Consider the following 18880-nt stretch of genomic DNA (forward strand, 5'->3'; position numbering starts at 1 on the left):
CCCCGGGATATTTGGACCCAAGAAGAAGGGGCCTGCGCTGGACCCCATCATCTTGGCGAAAATACTCCGGGGAGCGCGAGGGGCAGCGCCCCTCGCCCCGAGCGAGGGTGTGCGGCCGCAAGGCCGCGCGGTGGGCGGCGAAACGGCTTGTGAGTGCCGGCCCCCGCGGCTAGACCGCGCCGCGAGAGGAGAAGGGCGCGCATGAGCCTCAACACCTTCGGTCACGTCTTTCGCGTTACCACCTGGGGCGAGAGCCACGGGCCCGCGCTGGGCGCGGTGGTGGACGGCTGCCCGCCGGGCGTGCCGCTCGCCGAGGCGGACATCCAGAACTGGCTCGACCGCCGGAAGCCGGGGCAGAACCGCTATGTCACCCAGCGGCGCGAGCCGGACGCCGTAGAGATCCTTTCCGGCGTCTTCGAGGGGCGCACCACGGGCACGCCGATCCAGCTGATGATCCGCAACGCCGACCAGCGCAGCAAGGACTACTCCGAGATCGCGGAGAAATTCCGCCCCGGCCATGCCGACATCGCCTATTGGCGGAAATACGGCCTGCGCGACTACCGCGGCGGCGGGCGATCCTCGGCACGGGAGACGGCGGCGCGCGTGGCGGCGGGGGGCGTGGCGCGCGCGGCACTCGCCGCCCTGGCGCCCGGGCTTTCGGTGCAGGGCTACATGGTCGGCATCGGCCCGCACGGCATCGACCGGGCGCGCTTCGACGCGGACGAGATCGCGCGCAACCCTTTCTGGTGCCCCGACGCGCGGGCGGCGGAGGAGTGGGCGGCCTACCTGGACGCGCTGCGCAAGTCCGGCGACAGCGCGGGGGCGCTGATCGAGGTGCGGGCCACCGGCGTGCCGGAGGGCCTCGGCGCGCCGGTCTACGGCAAGCTCGACGCCGATCTCGCCGCCGCGATGATGAGCATCAACGCGGTCAAGGGCGTCGAGATCGGCGAGGGCATGGCGGCGGCCGCGCTCACCGGATCGGCCAACGCCGACGAGATCACGATGGGCGACGACGGGCGGCCCGCCTACGGCTCGAACCACGCGGGCGGGGTGCTCGGCGGCATCTCGACCGGGCAGGATCTGGTGGTGCGCTTCGCGGTGAAGCCGACCTCCTCGATCCTGACGCCGCGGCGGACGATCACCACGGCGGGCGAGGAGACCGAGATCGTCACCAAGGGGCGGCACGACCCCTGCGTCGGCATCCGCGCGGTGCCGGTGGGCGAGGCGATGATGGCCTGCGCCCTGCTCGACCATCTGCTTCTTGACCGGGCGCAGACGGGGCGCGCGCGGGGCCCGCTGGGATAGCGCGTGCTCGAAATCCTCGCCATCACCTTTCCGATCTTCGCGCTCGTCGCGCTGGGGTACGGGTCGGTGCGCCTCGGTCCCTTCGTGCCGTCGGACATGCGCGCCCTCGGGCTCTTCGTGATGAACATCGCGCTGCCCGCGCTCCTTTTCACCGCGGTGGCCGAGCGGTCGGTGACCGAGACGCTGAGCCCCGGGTATCTTTCGGTCTTCCTCGCCGGCGGGCTCGCCACCGTCGCGGCGGCCTGGGCCTGGCATACCGCGCGCGGCACGAGGCCGGCGCGCAAGGCGATCGCCGTGATGGGCTCCACCTGCCCCAACTCGGGCTACGTGGGCTATCCGCTGATGCTCCTTCTGCTGCCCGAGAAGGCGGGGATGATCCTCGCCATGAACCTCGTGGTGGAGACCTTCGTGCTGATCCCGCTCACGCTGCTGCTGCTGGAAAGCTCCCGGCCGCGGAGCGGCGCGCGGCTGACCACGCGGGCCCGGCGGGCGGTTCTCGAGGTTCTGCGCCGGCCGATGGTGCTGGGCCTTCTCGCCGGCGTGGCGGTCTCGCTCACGGGGCTGTCGCTGCCCTCGGGCGTGACGCGGCTTCTGGATCTTCTGGCGCAGTCCACGGGCGCCATCGCGCTCTTCGTGATCGGCGGCTCGCTGGTCGGCCTGCCGGTCAAGGGCAACCGCACGCTCGCCGCCGAGATCGTGGTGGGAAAGCTCTTCGTGCATCCGGCCCTGACCGCGCTGGCGCTGGTCGCGCTGCCGCTCCTCGGCGGGCTCACGATCCACGACCCCGACCTGCGCATGGCGGTGATCCTCTCGGCCGCGGTGCCGATGTTCGGCATCTACGCGCTCCTCGCGCAGGACTACGGGCACGAGGGCATCGCCTCGCTCGCGCTTCTGGGCGCGACCGCGGGGGCCTTCGTCACGCTGACCGGGCTTCTCGCGGTGCTGAGCTAGCGCCTGGCGCTGGAACGCGGACGCGCGCCCCGAGGGTGTCGGGACGGCGGAATCGGGAGGCCGGGGGCGAACGCGACCGACCATGGCGCGCTCTAGGGCCGGGCGCCTGCGACGGTGTGCTGCTTCGAGAGCTGCACGGCGAGGATCCCGAAGGCGATCACCGTGACCCCGACGAGATCGAGCGGGCCGAGCTGCTCGTCCAGCAGAACGGCCGCGATCGCCACGCCAAGGAACGGGTTCAGGAAATGGAAGGTCGCGGCCTTCACCGCGCCGATCCGGTGGACGAGCAGGAACCAGACCAGCGTCGCCGCGAGGCCCGGCACGAGGATCGTGTACAGGTAGGCAGCGACGAGCCGCGCGGACCAGTCGACGCGCAGCTCTTCGAGGGCGAGCGCGAAGGGCAGCAGCACCACCGCCCCCACGAGCATCTGCAACCCCACCACCATCAGGAAGTTCCCGCCCGACGACACGCCCCGCATGGTCAGCGTCGCCACGGAGAGCGCGAGCACCCCGATCACGCAGAGCGTCACGCCGAAGGGGTCCGCGCCGCCCTGAAAGCGCGCGCCCATGATGAGCGCGACCCCCGCGAAGCCCGCGATCAGCCCCGCGACGCCCAGCGGCGCCACCCGCTCGCCCAGCACGATCCAGCCGGCGAGCGCCACGAGAAGCGGCATGGCAGACGCGATGATGGCGCCGAGGGAGGCCTCGACGGTCTGGAAGGCGACCCAGTAGAGCCCGAGATAGAGGGCGTTCTGGCAGATGCCGAAGACGATCGTGGCGCGCCACTGCGCCGGCGTCAGCCGCCAGCTCTGACCGAGCGCGCGGGCGAGGGCGATGCCGATCACCCCGGCGACGACGAAGCGGAGCGAAAGCGCGGTGAGCGGCGGCGCGGCGGTCGAGATGATGCGCCCTGCCGAGAAGGCCGAGGACCACATCACCGCGAAGGCGAGCCCCATGCCGGCCGCGCGCAGATCCATGTCGCCGCTCCCTGTCGCTCGCACGCCAAGCCCGGGCATCTTTCGTACGAAAGATGCCCGGGCTTGGCACCTCGTGGGTCCGTGCCGCGGGCGAGGAGAATTCTCGTACGAAAATTCTCGTCTGCACTGCCGCGGATACGAAAAGGGCCGCCCGCGGCGGCCCCGTGCCGGTCCGGCGGCGACGGTCAGCCGTTCGCGCTGTCCTTGAGGGCCTTGGCGATGGTGACCTTCACCTGCTTGTCGGCCTCTTTCTTGAGCTGCTCGCCCGTCGCGGGGTTGCGCACCATCCGCTCGGGACGCTCGCGCAGGTAGAACTTGCCGACACCCGGCAGCGTCACCGCCCCGCCGTCCGCGACCTCGCGCGTGATCACGTTGCAGACGGCGTCGAGCGCAGCGCCCGCGGTCTTCTTGTCGCTGTCCATCTCGTCCGCCAGCGCGGCCACGAGCTGGGTCTTGGTCATCGCCTTGGCCATTCTTCGGTCTCCCTTCACTGCCCCTGTTCTTGGGCCCCGATCATTCGAGTTGACTTCATGTTGGATGTAAACACAACAAATGGGCCTGTCGCGCAAGGAATATTCCGATTTTTCGGGCCTGCCGCGCCGGCGCCCGCATCAGAGAAAGGCCGTCTCCTCGAAGCTGCGGAGCTTGCGGCTGTGGATGCGCTCCAGCGGCATGGCCGCGATCAGCTCCATCGCGCGCACGCCGATGCGCAGGTGCCGCGCCACCTGCGTCGTGTAGAACTCGGAGGCCATGCCGGGCAGCTTGAGCTCCCCCTGAAGCGGCTTGTCGGAGACGCAGAGAAGCGTGCCGTAGGGCACGCGGAAGCGGAAGCCGTTGGCGGCGACCGTCGCGCTTTCCATGTCGAGCGCGATGGCCCGCGACTGGCTCAGCCGCTGCACGGGGCCGGTATGCTCGCGCAGCTCCCAGTTGCGGTTGTCGACGCTCGCCACGGTGCCGGTGCGCATGATGCGCTTGACGTCGTACCCCTCGAGCGCCGTCTCCTCGGCGACGGCACGCTCCAGCGCGATCTGGATCTCGGCGAGCGCCGGGATCGGCACCCAGACCGGCAGATCGTCGTCGAGCACCCGGTCCTCGCGCAGGTAGGCGTGGGCCAGGACGAAATCGCCGAGGCTCTGCGAGTTCCGGAGCCCCGCGCAATGGCCCACCATGATCCAGGCGTGCGGGCGCAGCACCGCGATGTGGTCGGTCGCCGTCTTGGCGTTGGACGGGCCGACGCCGATGTTGACGAGCGTGATGCCGCGCCCGTCCGCGCGCTTCAGGTGATAGGCCGGCATCTGCGGCAGCTTCGCGGGCGGGGGCAGCGCGGCATCGGGCGCCGTGATCTCGATCTCGCCGGGGGCGACGAAGCTGGTGTAGCCGCTTTCGGGGTCGGCGAGCTTCGCCCGCGCCAGCGCCTCGAACTCCGCGACGTAGAACTGGTAGTTGGTGAACAGGACATGCGTCTGGAAATGCTCGGGGTCGGTCGCCGTGTAATGCCGGAGCCGGGCGAGCGAGTAGTCCACGCGCTGCGCGGTGAAGGGCGCGAGCGGCCGCGCACCGTCCGGGCCGGGCTGCACGCGGCCGTTGACGATGTCGTCGTTCGTCGCCGCGAGGTCCGGCACGTCGAAGACGTCGCGCAGCGGAAAGCGCGCCGCACCCTCCTGTGGCACGGTGAGGCCGGGGCGGTCGGACACGGCGAAATGGACCGGGATCGGCGTCTCGGAAAGACCGATCTCGACGGCGGTGTCGTGGTTGCGGATCAGCAGCTCGAGTTGCTGGCGCAGGTAGCCGGCGAAGAGATCGGGCCGCGTGACGGTCGTGGCGTAGGTGCCCGGCGCGGCGACATGACCGAAGGCGAGGCGGCTGTCCACCTCCGCGAAGCTGGTGGTCGAGACGCGGATCTCGGGGTAGAAGGCGCGCAGCCGGTGGCCGGGATGACCGTCGTGCAGGCAGGCCTGGAACCGCTCGGCGAGAAAGTCCGTCGCCCCCGTGTAGAGCGCGACAAGGTGATCGACGGCCGCCTCCGGATCGTGGAAGGCGCGCGGCGCGGGCAGATCTGGGGTCACGACATCCGTCGCGCTGTCGGGCATGGGCCGTCCTGACTCCGGGGCTGCGGCAAGCGGATGGCAGCCACGTTGACAGTTCGGTCCGGCGCGATCAAGCTCCCGCCCCGAAAGAGCCGGATGCGTCGGCACGTCGGCGGATGCGCGCCGGTGGTGCCCGGTGGCGCAGCGCGGCAGCAGGGCGCCCGGGCCTCCCCGCCGCGAGCGCCGGGTGCCGCCGACCGCTGTCCGGTTTCCGCCCGAGGAGAGATCACGATGAACGCCCCCCACCGCACCGCCGAGACCGACCTTCGCGACCTGCGCGCCGACCTGGCCGCCGCCTTCCGGTGGACCGCGCGCCTCGACATGCACGAAGGCGTGGCCAACCACTTCTCGGTCGCCGTGAACCCGGAGGGCACGCGCTTCCTCGTCAATCCGAACCAGATGCACTTCGCGCGGATCCGCGCCTCGGACCTGATCGAGGTGGACGCGAACGACCCCGCGACGCTGGAGCGGCCGGACGCGCCGGACCCGACAGCCTGGGGACTGCACGGGGCGATTCACCGCGCGGTGCCACGGGCGCGTTGCGTGATGCACGTGCATTCGCCCTATGCCACCGTGCTTGCCTGTCTCGAGGACCCGACCCTGCCGCCGCTCGACCAGAACGCCTGCATGTTCTTCGACCGCGTGGCGGTGGACCGGGATTATGGCGGGCTGGCCTTCGAGGAAGAAGGCGCGCGCTGCGCGCGGCTCTTCGACGACCCGAAGAAGACCGTGCTCCTGATGGGCAATCACGGGCTTCTCACCATCGGCGCCACGGTGGGGGAAGCCTTCGACCGGCTCTACTACTTCGAGCGCGCGGCGGCGACCTATGTGCGGGCGCTCTGGACCGGGCGGCCGCTCTCGCTTCTCTCCGAAGCGGTGGCAGAAAAGACCGCGCAGGAGCTCGAGGCCTATCCCGGCGCGGGCGAGCGTCACCTCGCCGAGCTGCGCGCGCTGCTGGACGGCGAGGGCGCGGACTACGCCGACTGACGATGACGATGCAGCCGGGCCGCGGGGCGCGCGCCGCGCGTCCCGGTCCGCCACGAACGGATTGACGCATCCGACGGAATCGGATTGGCGTGGCCCCGTCTCACGCCGGTCCCCGTGCCGTCCGCCGAAGGAGTGCGTCAATGCTTCAGGTTCTGGGCGGCGTCTGGGCGCTGTTGTTCGGCATGGCGCTCATCATGATCGGCAACGGCATGCATGCCACGCTGATGGGTGTGCGCGGCAACATCGAGGGGTTCACCTCCGCCGAGCTCTCGATCGTCACCGCCGGCTATTTCTTCGGCTTCCTCTCGGGGGCGCAGCTCGCCCCGCGGCTGATCCGGACCGTCGGGCACGTCCGGGTCTTCGCCGCGCTCGGCTCCTTCATGTCGGCCGGTCTGATCGCCTTTCCGCTGATCGGCGAGCCCTGGGCCTGGACACTGCTCCGGATCGCGATCGGCTTCTGCATGTCCGGCGTCTACGTCACCGCCGAAAGCTGGCTGAACAATGCCGCGACGAACGAGATGCGCGGCAAGCTTCTGTCGGCCTACATGCTGGCGCAGATGGCGGGGATGATCCTCGCGCAGTGGCTGGTGACCGTGGCTGACGCCGCCGGGCCGGCGCTCTTCATCGGGGCGTCGATCCTCGTCTCGCTCTCCTTCGGGCCGATCCTCCTCTCGGCGGTGCCGCTGCCGGCGGCGGAGACGACGAAGCCGATGAGCCTGCGCCGCCTCTACGCCAGTTCGCCGCTGGGCACGGTGGGGGTCTTCCTGCTCGGCGGGGTCTTCGCCGCGCAGTTCGGCATGGCCTCCGTCTACGGCGCGCAGGCAGGGCTTTCCGTCGATGACATCGCGCTTTTCGTGGCGATGATCTTCGTGGGCAGCGCGGTCTTCCAGTTCCCGGTGGGCTGGCTCTCGGACCGCATGGACCGGCGGGTGCTGATCCTCGGGCTCGCGTCGATCGGCGCGGGGGCGAGCGCGCTGGGCTTCGTCGCGGGCGGGGCGCTCGCGCCGCTCCTCGTCGCGGCCTTCGTCATGGGCGGCATGGCGAACCCGCTCTATTCGCTCTTCATCGCCTACACGAACGACTTCCTCGACGCGGAGGACATGCCGGCCGCCTCGGGCGGGCTCGTCTTCACCTACGGGCTCGGCGCGATCCTGGGTCCGCTTGCCGCCGGCGCGGCGATGGAGGCGGGCGGAAGCGCCTTCTTCTGGCTCGTGCTGCTGGTGCTTTTCGCGGCGACGGCCCTCTACGCCGGCTGGCGCATGACGCGCCGCCCGGGCGTGCCCGTGGACGAGACCGGCGCCTACGTGGGCGTCATGCCCACCTCCTCGGCCGTGGCGCTCGAGGCGGCGCAGGAGTGGTCGCAGGAACTCGCCGAGCAGGAGGAGGCCGCCGCCGAAAGCGGCGCCGCCTGAGCCGGCCTTTCGCGGACCGCCGGAGGGCGCGGTGGTGCAAGCCGGCTCCGGGACTCCGGTTTCCGTGCCTCGCACCGAGCCTCGCTGTCCATGGCGGTGCTGAACACGGCCACGGAGACGGAGGAGCCGACCGGCGGGATGGATACGGCGCTCGTGGAGCTGGTGATCGCGCACGGGCCCGAACGGATCACGCCCGCGCCGGCGGTGCGTCGCTCTCCGCCCGCCTCGGCCGGTCGCGATCCGGCAACCGGGCAACCGCGTCCCGTCCTGCGTTCGAGCGGCCCGCGTCCCCGACCGGGGCCCGACGCGGTCAGACGCGCATCGGCATCACGACGTAGATCGCCGACGTGTCGTCGCCTTCGCGCATCAGGGTGGGGTCGCCGGAGGAGTTGAACAGGAAGACCGCGTTCTCCCGGTCCACCTGGCTCGCGATCTCCTGCAGGTACTTCGCGTTGAAGCCGATCTCGAGGTGCTCGTCCTGATAGGCGACGGGCAGCTCGTCCTCCGCCGCGCCGGCGTCGGGCGCGTTGACCGAGAGGATCAGCCGGTCGTCCTCCATCGTCATCTTCACCGCGCGCGACCGCTCGGAGCTCACGGTGGCCACACGGTCCACGGCGCGGGCGAAGTCGGCGGCGTCCACCTCGAGCCGGCGGGTGTTGTTCTGCGGGATGACCCGGCCATAGTCGGGGAAGGTCCCGTCGATGACCTTCGACGTCAGCGTGATGTCCGGCGTGGCGAAGCGCACCTTGGTCTCGCTCACCGAGACGGCGATCTCGGCATCGTCGTCGTCGAGGAGCTTGCGCAGCTCGCCCACCGTCTTGCGCGGCACGATCACGCCCGGCATCCCCTCGGCCCCCGCGGGCAGCGGCGCGTCGATCCGGGCGAGGCGGTGGCCGTCGGTCGCCACGCAGCGCAGCGCCGGGCCCTCCTCGCCCTCGGCGACATGCATGTAGACGCCGTTCAGGTAATAGCGCGTCTCCTCGGTGGAGATGGCGAAGCGCGACTTGTCGAAGAGGCGGCGCAACACCGGCGCGGGCGCGGCGAAGTTGGCAGTGTATTCCGAGGAGGCCATCACCGGGAAGTCCTCCTTCGGGAGGGTGGCCAGCGTGAAATGCGACCGCCCCGCCGAGACCGACAGCCGACCCGCCGCCGCGTCGTCGGCCAGCGTGACCAGCGCGCCGTCGGGCAGCTTGCGCACGATCTCGTGGAAGGTGACGGCGCTGACCGTGGTGCCGCCGGCGCGCTCGACCGTCGCGGGGGCGCGGTCCAGCACCTCGATGTCGAGGTCGGTGGCGCGGAAACGCACGGCGTCGCCCTCCGCCTCGATCAGCACATTGGCGAGGATCGGGATGGTGTTGCGCCGTTCCACGACCGACTGCGCCTGCGCCACGGCCCTGAGCAGCGCGCCGCGCTCGATGCTGATCTTCATGCCCCTGTCCCTCCGTTCCGGCCGGAGGCTCACCCTACCGGGTGGCCCCTGCCGCACAAGAGTTTTGCGCTCTTCGGTTCAACGGTTTGTCGACCGGATCGCGGCGACGGTCAAGGGCACCCCCGGGCAATGGCTCCGGGTGGGGCGGACGAGCGCGCCGCAGGGCCGCTCAGCCCTCCAGCGCGCGGCGCAGGATGTCGAGATCCTCGGCGATCTGGCTGTCGGCGGCGCGCAGCTCCTCGATGCGCTTGACGCCGTGCATGACCGTGGTGTGGTCCCGCCCGCCGAAGCTGCGCCCGATCTCCGGCAGCGAGCGCGCGGTGAGTTTCTTGGCGAGATACATCGCCACCTGCCGCGGCCGGGCGAGGCTGCGCACGCGCTTCGGCCCGATCAGGTCCGACAGGCGGATGTTGTAGTGCTCGCTCACCTTGCGCTGGATTTCCTCGACGGTGACCTTGCGCTCGGAGGCGCGCAGGATGTCGGCGAGGCAGTCCTGCGCGAGGTCCATGTCGATCGTCCGCCCCACGAGGGAGGCGAAGGCGAAAAGCCGCGTCAGCGCCCCCTCGAGCACGCGGACGTTGGTGGAGATGCGCAGCGCGAGAAACTCCAGCACGCCGGGCTCGAGGCGCAGGTCCGGGTAGAGCGCGCGGTGCTGCTCGACCTTGGACTGCAGGATGCCGAGGCGCAGTTCGTAATCGGTCGGGTGCAGGTCCACCACGAGGCCGCACTGCAGCCGGCTCTTGATGCGGTCCTCGAGGTGCTTGATCTCGCCGGGGGAGCGGTCGCCGGAAATGATGATCTGCTTCTGCCCGTCCACCAGCGCGTTGAAGGTGTGGAAGAACTCCTCCTGGGTGCTGTCCTTGCCGGCGATGAACTGCACGTCGTCCACCATCAGCACGTCGACCGAGCGAAAGAGCTCCTTGAAGTCGATCATCTTCTTTTCGCGCAGCGCCTGGATGAAGCGGTACATGAACTGCTCGGCCGAGAGGTAGAGCACGGTCAGCTCCGGCCGCGTCTCGCGCAGCTCCCAGGCGATGGCGTGCATCAGGTGCGTCTTGCCGAGCCCGACGCCGCCGTAAAGGAAGAGGGGGTTGAAGGTGACGGCCCCGCCCTCGGCGACGCGGCGCGCTGCGGCATGGGCGAGTTCGTTGGGCTTGCCCACGACGAAGGTGTCGAAGCGGAAACGCGCGTCGAGCGGTGCGCCATGCAGGCCATCGGCGCGGCCCGCGGACGCGGCAGGCGCGGCCTGCGGCTCGGCGCTCGTGTCCGGGTGTGCCGGGGGGGCGGAGCGCGGGGCGCCACCGTTCGACACGGTGAAGCGGATGCGCCGCACGTCCGAGTCGGCCGCAGAGATCTGATGCAGGAGGAGATCGCCGAAGTTGTCGGAAACGTAGGTGCCCATGAAGTTGGTGGGCACGTGGAACGTCGCCACACCGTCGGACACGCCGGCGAAGGAGAGCGGCTTGATCCAGTTCAGATAGTTGTTCTTGCCCACGCTGCGTTCCAGCGTGGCCTGAAGCTGCCCCCATTCTTCCTGCGTCATCACGGTCCGATTATGCCCCATCTCTCGCCTCCATCGCTGCCGCCGGACATCGCCGGCGGCTGTCACGCGCCTGTCTGCCAGAGGGGCATCCCGGATGCGTCGGGTCGCAGACACAGGCACCCCTCGGGCGGCGCCGGAACGGCGGCCCGTGATTTCCTGTATCGCGTACGCGACGGCGTACGTCGGGCAGGCCCTGCAAGAGTGCCACGCTCCGAACCGCAGACCGCGGCTTACCCTGAACGGGCGAACGGCCGGCCCCGTCCCCTAGGACCGTCTCCGTTCAGCCTGTCCCCCCAAGGCGATGTGACTCGCAGGGGAGAAGGTAGCAATCGGGCACGTGCGGCGGCAACTGAACTTGTCGCTTGACTCGTCGGCCCCGCCGAAAGAATCCGGTACGCCGCAACGCCGCCGGCACAAACAGAAGGGGCGCCCCGCGGCGGGACGCCCCTTTCGTTTCAAGGCCTTGGCTGCTGCCGCGTGCCCGTTCAGCCGAGCGCCTTCACCCGCTTTGCGAGGCGCGATATCTTTCGCGCCGCGGTGTTCTTGTGCATCACGCCCTTCGTCACACCACGCATGATCTCGGGCTGGGCGGCGCGCAGCGCGGTCGCCGCCGCAGCCTGGTCGCCGGAAGCGATCGCTTCCTCGACCTTGCGCAGGAAGGTACGGATGCGCGAGCGCCGCGCACGGTTGATGTCGTAGCGCTTCTGGTTCTGACGGGCGCGCTTGCGCGCCTGGGGCGTGTTCGCCATCGGGTCGGATCCTCCGGGGTCGTCGTGCCATTCTTCCGTCGCGCGACACCCCTGTCGCCGCCCCCCGACAGGGACGGACCGACACTTGCCTGAGCGGGCATCACGCGCATGTACCGGGCGCCCTTAGCGCACCGCGGCTCGAAAGGGAAGCCCCCGCACGAGGGGCTCAGCGGTCGCGGAACTGCGCCTCGCGCTTCTCGAGGAAGGCCGACATGCCCTCCGCCTGGTCCTCGGTGGAGAAGAGCGCATGGAAGAGCCGCCGCTCGAATCGCAGCCCCTCGGCGAGCGAGGTTTCCTCTGCGCGGTTCACCGCCTCCTTGACCGCCATCGTCGTCAGCATCGACTTTTCGGCGATCTTCTGCGCGGCGTTCTGCGCCTCCTCCGTGAGGTTCTTGGCGGCGACGACGCGGCTGACGAGGCCCGAGCGCTCCGCCTCCTCGGCGGTCATGAAGCGTCCCGTCAGGTGCATGTCCATGCTCTTGGCCTTGCCGACCATCCGCGTCAGGCGCTGCGTGCCGCCGATCCCGGCGATGACGCCGAGGTTGATCTCGGGCTGGCCGAACTTGGCCGAGTCGGCCGCGATGATGAAATCGCACATCATGGCGAGCTCGCAGCCCCCGCCCAGCGCGTAGCCCGCGACCGCCGCGATCACCGGCTTGCGCACGCGGGTGATCGCCTCGTGCTCGGTGCCGAAGAAATCGGAGAGATACATCTCCACGAAACTCTTCTGCGACATCTCCTTGATGTCGGCGCCCGCGGCGAAGGCCTTGGACGAGCCGGTGAGCACGATGCAGCGCACCTTGTCGTTGGCGTCCGCCTCCGCGAGGGCGCGCGCCAGCTCGCCCAGAAGCTGCGAGTTCAGCGCGTTCATCGCGTCGGGCCGGTTCAGCTTGATGGTGGCGACGTGGTCTTCGGTCTCGACGACGATCGTCTCGTAGGCCATGGACCTGGCTCCGCTGGTGTCGGTCAAGAGCCCTTGCTAGCACTCTGGCGCGCTCGTTCAAGCTATCTCTGGCAGGCCGGGCAGTAGAAACTCGACCGCCCGGACTGCACGGTGCGGCGCACCGTGCCGGTGCACTCCGCCCGCCGGCAGGGCGCGCCCTCGCGGCCGTAGACGTCGAAGGCGTGCTGGAAATAGCCGAGCTCGCCGTCGGCCTGCCGGTAGTCGCGCAGCGATGCACCACCCGCGGCGATCGCGTCGTCGAGCACGGCGCGGATCGCCGGTACCAGCGTTGCGAGGCGCCGTGCCGCGACCCGGTGCGCGCGGCGCACGGGCGAGATGCCCGCGCGGAAAAGCGCCTCGCAGACGTAGATGTTGCCGAGGCCGGCCACGACCCCCTGATCGAGGAGCGCGGCCTTCATCGGCATCTTGCGCCCCTTCAGCCGCGCGACGAGATAGTCCTCCGAGAAGGCGTTGCCGAGCGGCTCGGGCCCCAGCCCGGCAAGAAGCGTGTGGCGTTCGACCTCCGGCGTCGGCGTCAGGTCCATCGCCCCGAAGCGGCGCGGATCGTTGAAGGTGATCCGCGCGCCGCCCTCCATCTCGAGCACGACGTGATCATGCGCGGAGGCGGCGGGGTGATCCTGCACGAAATCCCCGAGCACCCGGCCCGAGACGAGCATCCGTCCCGACATGCCGAGATGCACCAGCCACGTCTCGCCCGTGTCCAGGTCGGCGCGCAGGTATTTCGACCGCCGCCCGAGGTGCAGCACCTGCGCGCCGGCGAGCCGCGCGCCCATGCCCTCGGGCAGCGGCCAGCGCAGGTCCGGGCGGCGCACCTCGGCCGTCAGGATACGGCGCCCCTCCATCACGGGGGCGAGGCCCCGGCGGACGGTTTCGACCTCGGGCAGTTCGGGCATCCGGGCTCCTTCGTCGCGGCCGCGCGGCACGGGGGCGCATTGCAGGCCCCCGCGGGCGCCATATAAGAAGGCCTGACCACAGGCACGGCAAGGCCCCCATGACCGACCAGACGAGCGACAGCGCCGAGGCGACCACGCATTTCGGCTTCGACACGGTGCCCGAAGCCGAGAAGGCGGGCCGCGTGCGCGGCGTCTTCACCTCGGTCGCGGGCCGCTACGACCTGATGAACGACCTGATGTCGGCGGGGGTCCACCGCGCGTGGAAGGACGCGATGATGGACTGGCTCGCGCCGCGGCCGGGCCAGCACCTGCTCGACGTGGCGGGTGGCACGGGCGACATCGCCTTCCGCTTCCTGCGCCGGGCCGGCGACGCGCGGGCCACCGTGCTCGACCTGACCGAGTCGATGCTGGACGAGGGCCGCGCGCGCGCCGAGGCGCAGAGCCTCGACGACCGGCTCGACTGGCTCGTGGGCGACGCGATGGCCCTGCCCTTCCCCGACGCGAGCTTCGACGTCTACACGATCAGCTTCGGCATCCGGAACGTCACCCGGCCCGAGGATGCGCTCGCGGAGGCCTTCCGCGTGCTGCGCCCCGGCGGGCGGCTCATGGTGCTCGAGTTCTCGCAGGTGGCGGTGCCCGCGCTGCAATGGGCCTACGACCGCTATTCCTTCAACGTGATCCCCTGGCTCGGCGAGATCGTGACCCGCGACCGGGCGAGCTATCAATACCTCGTCGAATCGATCCGGCGCTTCCCGGATCAGGAGCGCTTCCTCGACATGATCCGCGCCGCCGGCTTCGAGCAGGCGAAATACCGCAACCTCACGATGGGCGTCGCGGCGCTGCACTCCGGCTGGAAGCTCTGAGGTGCGGGGCCCTCACAACATCTGGCGGCTGATCCGCACCGGCGCCACCTTCGAGCGCACCGGCGCGATGGGCGCCGTGCTCGACGCGATGGAGGCGCCGCGCCCGCTGCGCGTCGCCGCGCGCGTGCTCGGCTGGCCCTTCACGTGGCTGGGGTATCCGGGCGACCCGGCCATGCCGCCGATCACCCGCGCGCTGACGGCGCTCGGCCCGGCCTACATCAAGTTCGGACAGGTTCTCTCGACCCGGCCCGACGTGGTCGGACAGGAGCTCGCCGATCAGCTGCGCGTGCTGCAGGACCGGCTGCCGCCCTTCACCGTCGAGGAGGCCAAGGCCACGATCCGCGCCGAACTCGACGTGGAGCCGGACGCCGCCTTCGAGAAGTTCGGCGCGCCGGTCGCCGCCGCCTCGCTCGCGCAGGTGCATCAGGCGCGCCTCGCCACGACCGGCGAGCACGTCGCCGTCAAGGTGCTGCGCCCGGGAATCGAGCGCGCCTTCCGCCGCGACATCGACGCCTTCTACTTCGCCGCGCGGGTGGTCGAGCTTCTCTCGCCCGCCTCGCGCCGGCTGCGGCCGATGGACGTGATCCGCCATTTCGAAAGCGTCGTCCTCGGCGAGCTGGACCTCCGCCTCGAAAGCGCCGCCGCCTCGGAGTTCGCCACCAACACGAAGGACGACCCGGGCTTCCGCGTGCCGCGCATCGTCTGGCCGCTCTCCGGGCGGCGTGTGATGACGCTCGGCTGGGCCGAAGGCGTGCCGCTGGGCGACAATGCCGCGCTCGACGCCGCCGGCCACGACCGGCGCGTGCTCTCGGAGCGGGTGCTGCAGCTTTTCCTGCGCCACGCGCTGCGCGACGGCTATTTTCATGGCGACATGCACCAGGGCAACATGAAGGTGGCGCCCAACGGCGACATCATCGCCTTCGACTTCGGCATCATGGGGTATATCGACCCCTACACACGCCGCGTCTACGCCGAGATCCTCTACGGCTTCATCCGCCGCGACTACCTGCGCGTCGCCGAGGTGCATTTCGAGGCGGGCTACGTGCCCCCCGACCGCGACGTGCACGAGTTCGCGCGCGCCCTGCGCTCCGTGGGCGAGCCGATCTTCGGCATGGATGCGACGCGAATCTCGATGGGCCGGCTGCTGGCCTACCTCTTCGAGGTGACCGAGAAATTCGGCATGGAAACGCGGACGGAGCTCATTCTCCTGCAGCGCACCATGGTCGTGGTCGAGGGCGTCGCGCGCTCGCTCAACCCGCACATGAACATCTGGGAAGGCGCGCGCCCGGTGGTCGAGGACTACATCCAGGAAAGCATCGGCCCCCGCGCCGTCGCCCGCGACCTGCGCGAAACCCTGCGCGTGCTGACCCGCTTCGGCCCGCGCCTGCCGGGGCTTGTCGAGACCGCGCTCATCCGTCAGGCGGCGCCGCCGGAGGAGCCGGAGAGACCTGCCGGGGTGCGGCCCGTGCTCTGGGCCGGGCTCGGCGCGGCCGGCGGCGCGGCGGCTGTTCTGGCGCTCGGCCTGTTCTGAACCGCGGGCAGCACACCAGACGCAGGCAAAAAAAGAAGCGGCCCTGAACGGGCCGCTTCCAGTCGATCCGGCGTGTGGGCGCCGATATCAGGTGTCGTTGCTCGCCGCGATGGCGACCACGCCGGCCACGCCGCCGATGACCGCCCAGACCGGCACGGTCGGCGCGGCCTGCGACGAGACGACCGGCTTGTCGGCCTTGGTGAACGGATCGCTCGACTCGGCGAAGGCCGGTGCAGCGGCGGTGAGCGCGAGCGCCGACGCGGCGGCGATGGACGCAAATTTCTTCATGACACTCTCCAGACTGAACAAGTGCACAGGCCACCTGCCCGGGCACATATGGCTATCGTTTAACGCAGCGGCACGCTTTTGTCCACGTCCCGTATCCGTGTGCAGATGGATCATCCCCATTGCGCTTGGTATTTCGGCAACAGCTGCTTCGGGTATGCGAAGGCCTCATGCCGCGCGCACCGCCGTGACGTCCTCCGCGGGCACGACACCACCGTCGGCAAGCACGACCTCGACGTCCCCGTCGCGCGACAGACGGACTTCGGCGACCGGGCTGAAGCTGCCAACGGGGTCCGCGCCGAGCTCCTCGGGTCCTGCGGACCAGCGCATCTCGAAGCTGTACGTCCCCTGCGCCAACCGCTCGCCGCGCGACGCGGTGCCGTCCCAGGCGAGCCGATCGCGACCGGGTGCGACCGGCATGTCCTGAACCACCTCGCCTGCGGTGTCGCGCACGATCAGCGTACCCCTGTCCGCGCCGGCGGGGGCCTTCGGCAGCGCAAGGTCGATCGCCTGCCCGGTGAAGGCGACCGGGGCCGTCGTTTCGGCCTCCCTCCCGATCCAGCCGGCATAATCCGACAGGCCTTTCGGTGTCGCGATGCCCTGACTCAGCCCGCCGAGCAGGTCATTGGTAAGCACCTGCTGTTCGACACCCGAGAACGTCGCCAGCTGCACGGCGAAATCCGAGGATTCGATCGGGTTGAGCGGATCCTGGTTCTGCATCTGGACGGTCAGCATTCGCAGAAAGGTCTCGAAGTCCGACGTGAGCGCGGACGCGTCGCCACCGGCCGACGGGGCAGTGCCGGAAGCGGACGCCGCGGACGATTGCGAGCTCTCTGCAGGGAGAGCGCCGCCTCCCGAAGGGTCCGTGCGGATGGGGGAAATCATCAAATGCTCCTTTTCACGAGATGCCGTGAGCCCGTCAAAGGCGAAGATCGAGGCCGCCAGCGGCGACATGGGGAGATGTGGTCTCCGGCGCCGAAGCCGGCGAATCGCTGTCCTCCGACGACGCAGGTGCATCACGCGTCGGGTCGCCCGGCAGCGCCTCGTCCTGGGGCGCCTGCCCATCTCCGGCGTCGCTGGACAGATCGAAGGCGACACTTCCGTATCCGAGGCGGCGCAAATCCTCGGCCAGAAGGTCCAGATGGCGCCGCAGCAGATCGAGCGTTTCGGCACGCTCGGCCTGAATCTGCACCACGACACCGGATTCGCCTGTCGCGATCCCGAGTTTCAGGCGGCCAAGTTCTTCCGGATGGAGCCTGATCTCGGTACTTCGCTCGGTCGCGGGGGCCGCCGCGTCGGCGATCTGGCGCACGAGGTCCGCATGCGCCGCGGGGGCGCGTGCCGCGGTCGGTGCCGTGCGTTCCAGCGTGGTCCGCGGCTCCGCGATGTGGTCAGCGCGACTGCCGATGTCTCCTGCCTCCGCGGTGGCCATTTCCGCGTTGCTCAGGCTGCGGTGCGGATCTGGCCGCGACGTCGCGAAAGCGCCGAGCCCCGCGCTCATCCGCGTGGCAACGTCCGGCGTCACCGGCGCCATCGTGGCCGTCCCCCCGCTCGGCGCCGGACGGGCGGCGCCGGACACCCACGCCACCGGCTCGGTGGCATGTTCGCTCGCATGCGTGCGACCGGATGCAAGGGCCGCGAGCGCGGTTGTCGGCGACGGCCCTGCCTCTTTGGGCGGCCCGGCAGCCGGCACGGGGCGCGTCTCCCCGTCCTGAGGTGTCTGAAGTCGCAACCCGCCGCCGCGATCGCGCATCACCGCTCCGGAGCCGGACGCCGACGGCGCCCCGCCATCACGATCGCGCCGAAGACGCGCGTCGGGATCGGCGCGGGGGCCGTCGAACGACAGTCCGGTCCCTGTCGACAGCCCGCCGACGGCTGCCCGCTTCCCATTTGTCGAGGCCCGCTCCGTGGTTGCGCCGGGTACCGCGCGCTCGGTCAGGCGGGGGTCCGGATCGGGGGGCCGGGCACGCGTCGGCGCGGCGTCATCGCGGCGGTGCGCGTCGGCCCCGTCGGGGACGGCCCCGGGGCCCCGGGCCGCCCGCGATGGAAGGTCCGCGGCACCACCCGTCACCGACCGGTGATCGCTGCGCGCCTCCGCTCCGGCCGGTTGCCCCATCGTCATGGCGTCGACGGGAAATCGCGTTTCGCGCGCGGGGGGCTTGCTTTCGGGCCGCAGCGGGGGCTCGGCCGCTTGCCGCGCCGCATCCTCAGACGTGCCGCGCGGGGCGTCGGCCGGGGGCCCGCCCTGCGCCGCGCCTGGCGCCATGGCCCGGCCCGAACCGGCAGGGGCGATCCCGCGCGCCTCCGGTTCCGATTCGGGAGCGCCCGATCCGGGTGACGCCGCGCGCGACGGCGCGCCCATCGCCGCGCGGCCATGCTGCGCCACCCTGCCGGCCGTCGCATCGTCGGTGCGCGGACCATCCGGTGACCGCTGCCCGGGCAGCATCGGCCCCGGAGGAGGCGCAAGGCGCGCACCGTCCGGGCGATCCCGGGGAAGCGGGGTCTCCAAAAGGCCATGCTGCCCGGCCGCCGCGTCTCCGGCCGGATCCGGGATTCCGGCGCTCCGTGCCGGATCATCGGGGTCGGCCGCATACCGCGGGCTTGCGTCAGGGCCGGCTTCGCTCCGCGGCGGCGCGCCCCGCGCGCGGTCGTCGCCGGCGGACGCTTCCCTGGTGGCGTCGCCGCGGGGTGACGTATCGGGCCCAGCCGCAGCCTGCGCCGCCGCGCGCAGGACGCTCTGGAACGAGCGCGCCTGCGGCGGCGGGCTCGTTTCCGGCGCGGGCGAACCGGGACTCGTCACCCCGGAACTCGCTTTCGAACTGACCAGCATGGGCTGCCTCGGACCGTCTGACCTGCATCACCGGTCTAGCGCGGGTCGGGTTACCGGATCTTTACGGCGCGGCG

At 70.8% G+C, this 18880-nt stretch carries 17 protein-coding genes; 6 read left to right on the plus strand and 11 right to left on the minus strand.

Features of this window, described 5'->3' with window-relative positions; all coding sequences use genetic code 11:
• Positions 1-201 precede the first annotated feature (201 nt).
• Together aroC and ACESL7_RS00205 are read left to right on the plus strand one after the other, a co-directional pair.
• On the plus strand, positions 202-1305 hold the full coding sequence (gene aroC / locus ACESL7_RS00200) for a chorismate synthase (protein WP_372890222.1): 1104 nt from the start codon (positions 202-204) through the stop codon (positions 1303-1305).
• 3 nt (positions 1306-1308) lie between these two features.
• Positions 1309-2256, plus strand: coding sequence for an AEC family transporter (locus tag ACESL7_RS00205; protein ID WP_372890224.1), 948 nt, complete (start codon positions 1309-1311; stop codon positions 2254-2256).
• Positions 2257-2348: 92 nt separating this feature from the next.
• Here ACESL7_RS00205 and ACESL7_RS00210 read toward each other — a convergent pair whose 3' ends face one another.
• The 3 genes from ACESL7_RS00210 to ACESL7_RS00220 form a co-directional block, all read right to left on the minus strand.
• Positions 2349-3233 (minus strand): DMT family transporter, encoded by an 885-nt coding sequence (locus ACESL7_RS00210; RefSeq protein ID WP_372890226.1) that lies wholly within the window; start codon positions 3231-3233, stop codon positions 2349-2351.
• Positions 3234-3418: 185 nt separating this feature from the next.
• The gene (locus ACESL7_RS00215; RefSeq protein ID WP_372890228.1) at positions 3419-3706 is read right to left on the minus strand and encodes an HU family DNA-binding protein; all 288 of its coding nucleotides are present in this window, start codon (positions 3704-3706) and stop codon (positions 3419-3421) included.
• A gap of 138 nt (positions 3707-3844) precedes the next feature.
• The gene (locus tag ACESL7_RS00220) at positions 3845-5323 is read right to left on the minus strand and encodes an AMP nucleosidase (protein WP_372890229.1); all 1479 of its coding nucleotides are present in this window, start codon (positions 5321-5323) and stop codon (positions 3845-3847) included.
• A 228-nt stretch (positions 5324-5551) separates the two neighbouring features.
• Between ACESL7_RS00220 and ACESL7_RS00225 the strand changes: the two genes are divergently transcribed.
• Together ACESL7_RS00225 and ACESL7_RS00230 are read left to right on the plus strand one after the other, a co-directional pair.
• Positions 5552-6307: a class II aldolase and adducin N-terminal domain-containing protein gene (locus ACESL7_RS00225; protein ID WP_372890230.1), complete on the plus strand. Its 756-nt coding sequence runs from the start codon at positions 5552-5554 to the stop codon at positions 6305-6307.
• A 140-nt stretch (positions 6308-6447) separates the two neighbouring features.
• Positions 6448-7719 (plus strand): MFS transporter, encoded by a 1272-nt coding sequence (locus ACESL7_RS00230; protein WP_372890231.1) that lies wholly within the window; start codon positions 6448-6450, stop codon positions 7717-7719.
• A 310-nt stretch (positions 7720-8029) separates the two neighbouring features.
• On the opposite strand, the gene dnaN is transcribed toward ACESL7_RS00230, so the two are convergent.
• The 5 genes from dnaN to mutM form a co-directional block, all read right to left on the minus strand.
• Entirely contained in the window at positions 8030-9148 is a 1119-nt protein-coding gene (gene dnaN / locus ACESL7_RS00235; RefSeq protein ID WP_372890233.1) for a DNA polymerase III subunit beta, read from the minus strand.
• Positions 9149-9317: 169 nt separating this feature from the next.
• Complete coding sequence (gene dnaA, locus ACESL7_RS00240) at positions 9318-10691, minus strand: chromosomal replication initiator protein DnaA (RefSeq protein ID WP_372890292.1); 1374 nt, start codon at positions 10689-10691, stop codon at positions 9318-9320.
• A gap of 485 nt (positions 10692-11176) precedes the next feature.
• Positions 11177-11440: a 30S ribosomal protein S20 gene (gene rpsT / locus ACESL7_RS00245; protein WP_372890235.1), complete on the minus strand. Its 264-nt coding sequence runs from the start codon at positions 11438-11440 to the stop codon at positions 11177-11179.
• Between the two features lie 166 nt (positions 11441-11606).
• Complete coding sequence (locus ACESL7_RS00250) at positions 11607-12383, minus strand: enoyl-CoA hydratase (protein WP_372890237.1); 777 nt, start codon at positions 12381-12383, stop codon at positions 11607-11609.
• 62 nt (positions 12384-12445) lie between these two features.
• A complete protein-coding gene (gene mutM / locus ACESL7_RS00255; protein WP_372890241.1) occupies positions 12446-13297 on the minus strand; it encodes a bifunctional DNA-formamidopyrimidine glycosylase/DNA-(apurinic or apyrimidinic site) lyase in 852 nt (283 codons plus the stop codon).
• Between the two features lie 98 nt (positions 13298-13395).
• On the opposite strand from mutM, the gene ubiE reads away from it, so the two are divergent.
• Both ubiE and ubiB read left to right on the plus strand, forming a co-directional pair.
• The gene (gene ubiE, locus ACESL7_RS00260) at positions 13396-14160 is read left to right on the plus strand and encodes a bifunctional demethylmenaquinone methyltransferase/2-methoxy-6-polyprenyl-1,4-benzoquinol methylase UbiE (protein ID WP_372890243.1); all 765 of its coding nucleotides are present in this window, start codon (positions 13396-13398) and stop codon (positions 14158-14160) included.
• 1 nt (position 14161) lies between these two features.
• Entirely contained in the window at positions 14162-15691 is a 1530-nt protein-coding gene (gene ubiB, locus ACESL7_RS00265; RefSeq protein WP_372890245.1) for a 2-polyprenylphenol 6-hydroxylase, read from the plus strand.
• Between the two features lie 87 nt (positions 15692-15778).
• On the opposite strand, the gene ACESL7_RS00270 is transcribed toward ubiB, so the two are convergent.
• The 3 genes from ACESL7_RS00270 to fliK all read right to left on the minus strand — a co-directional run bounded on the left by ACESL7_RS00270 (position 15779) and on the right by fliK (position 18806).
• Positions 15779-15979 (minus strand): hypothetical protein, encoded by a 201-nt coding sequence (locus tag ACESL7_RS00270; protein WP_372890247.1) that lies wholly within the window; start codon positions 15977-15979, stop codon positions 15779-15781.
• 165 nt (positions 15980-16144) lie between these two features.
• Positions 16145-16930, minus strand: a complete 786-nt coding sequence (locus tag ACESL7_RS00275) for a flagellar hook capping FlgD N-terminal domain-containing protein (protein ID WP_372890249.1) — start codon at positions 16928-16930, stop codon at positions 16145-16147.
• Positions 16896-18806, minus strand: a complete 1911-nt coding sequence (gene fliK / locus ACESL7_RS00280) for a flagellar hook-length control protein FliK (protein ID WP_372890251.1) — start codon at positions 18804-18806, stop codon at positions 16896-16898. Before fliK ends, ACESL7_RS00275 begins: the two co-directional genes overlap by 35 nt.
• Between the last annotated feature and the right edge of the window lie 74 nt (positions 18807-18880).

Origin of the sequence: Rhodosalinus sp. (assembly GCF_041685465.1) — a bacterium.
In the GTDB taxonomy this organism is placed as follows: domain Bacteria; phylum Pseudomonadota; class Alphaproteobacteria; order Rhodobacterales; family Rhodobacteraceae; genus Rhodosalinus.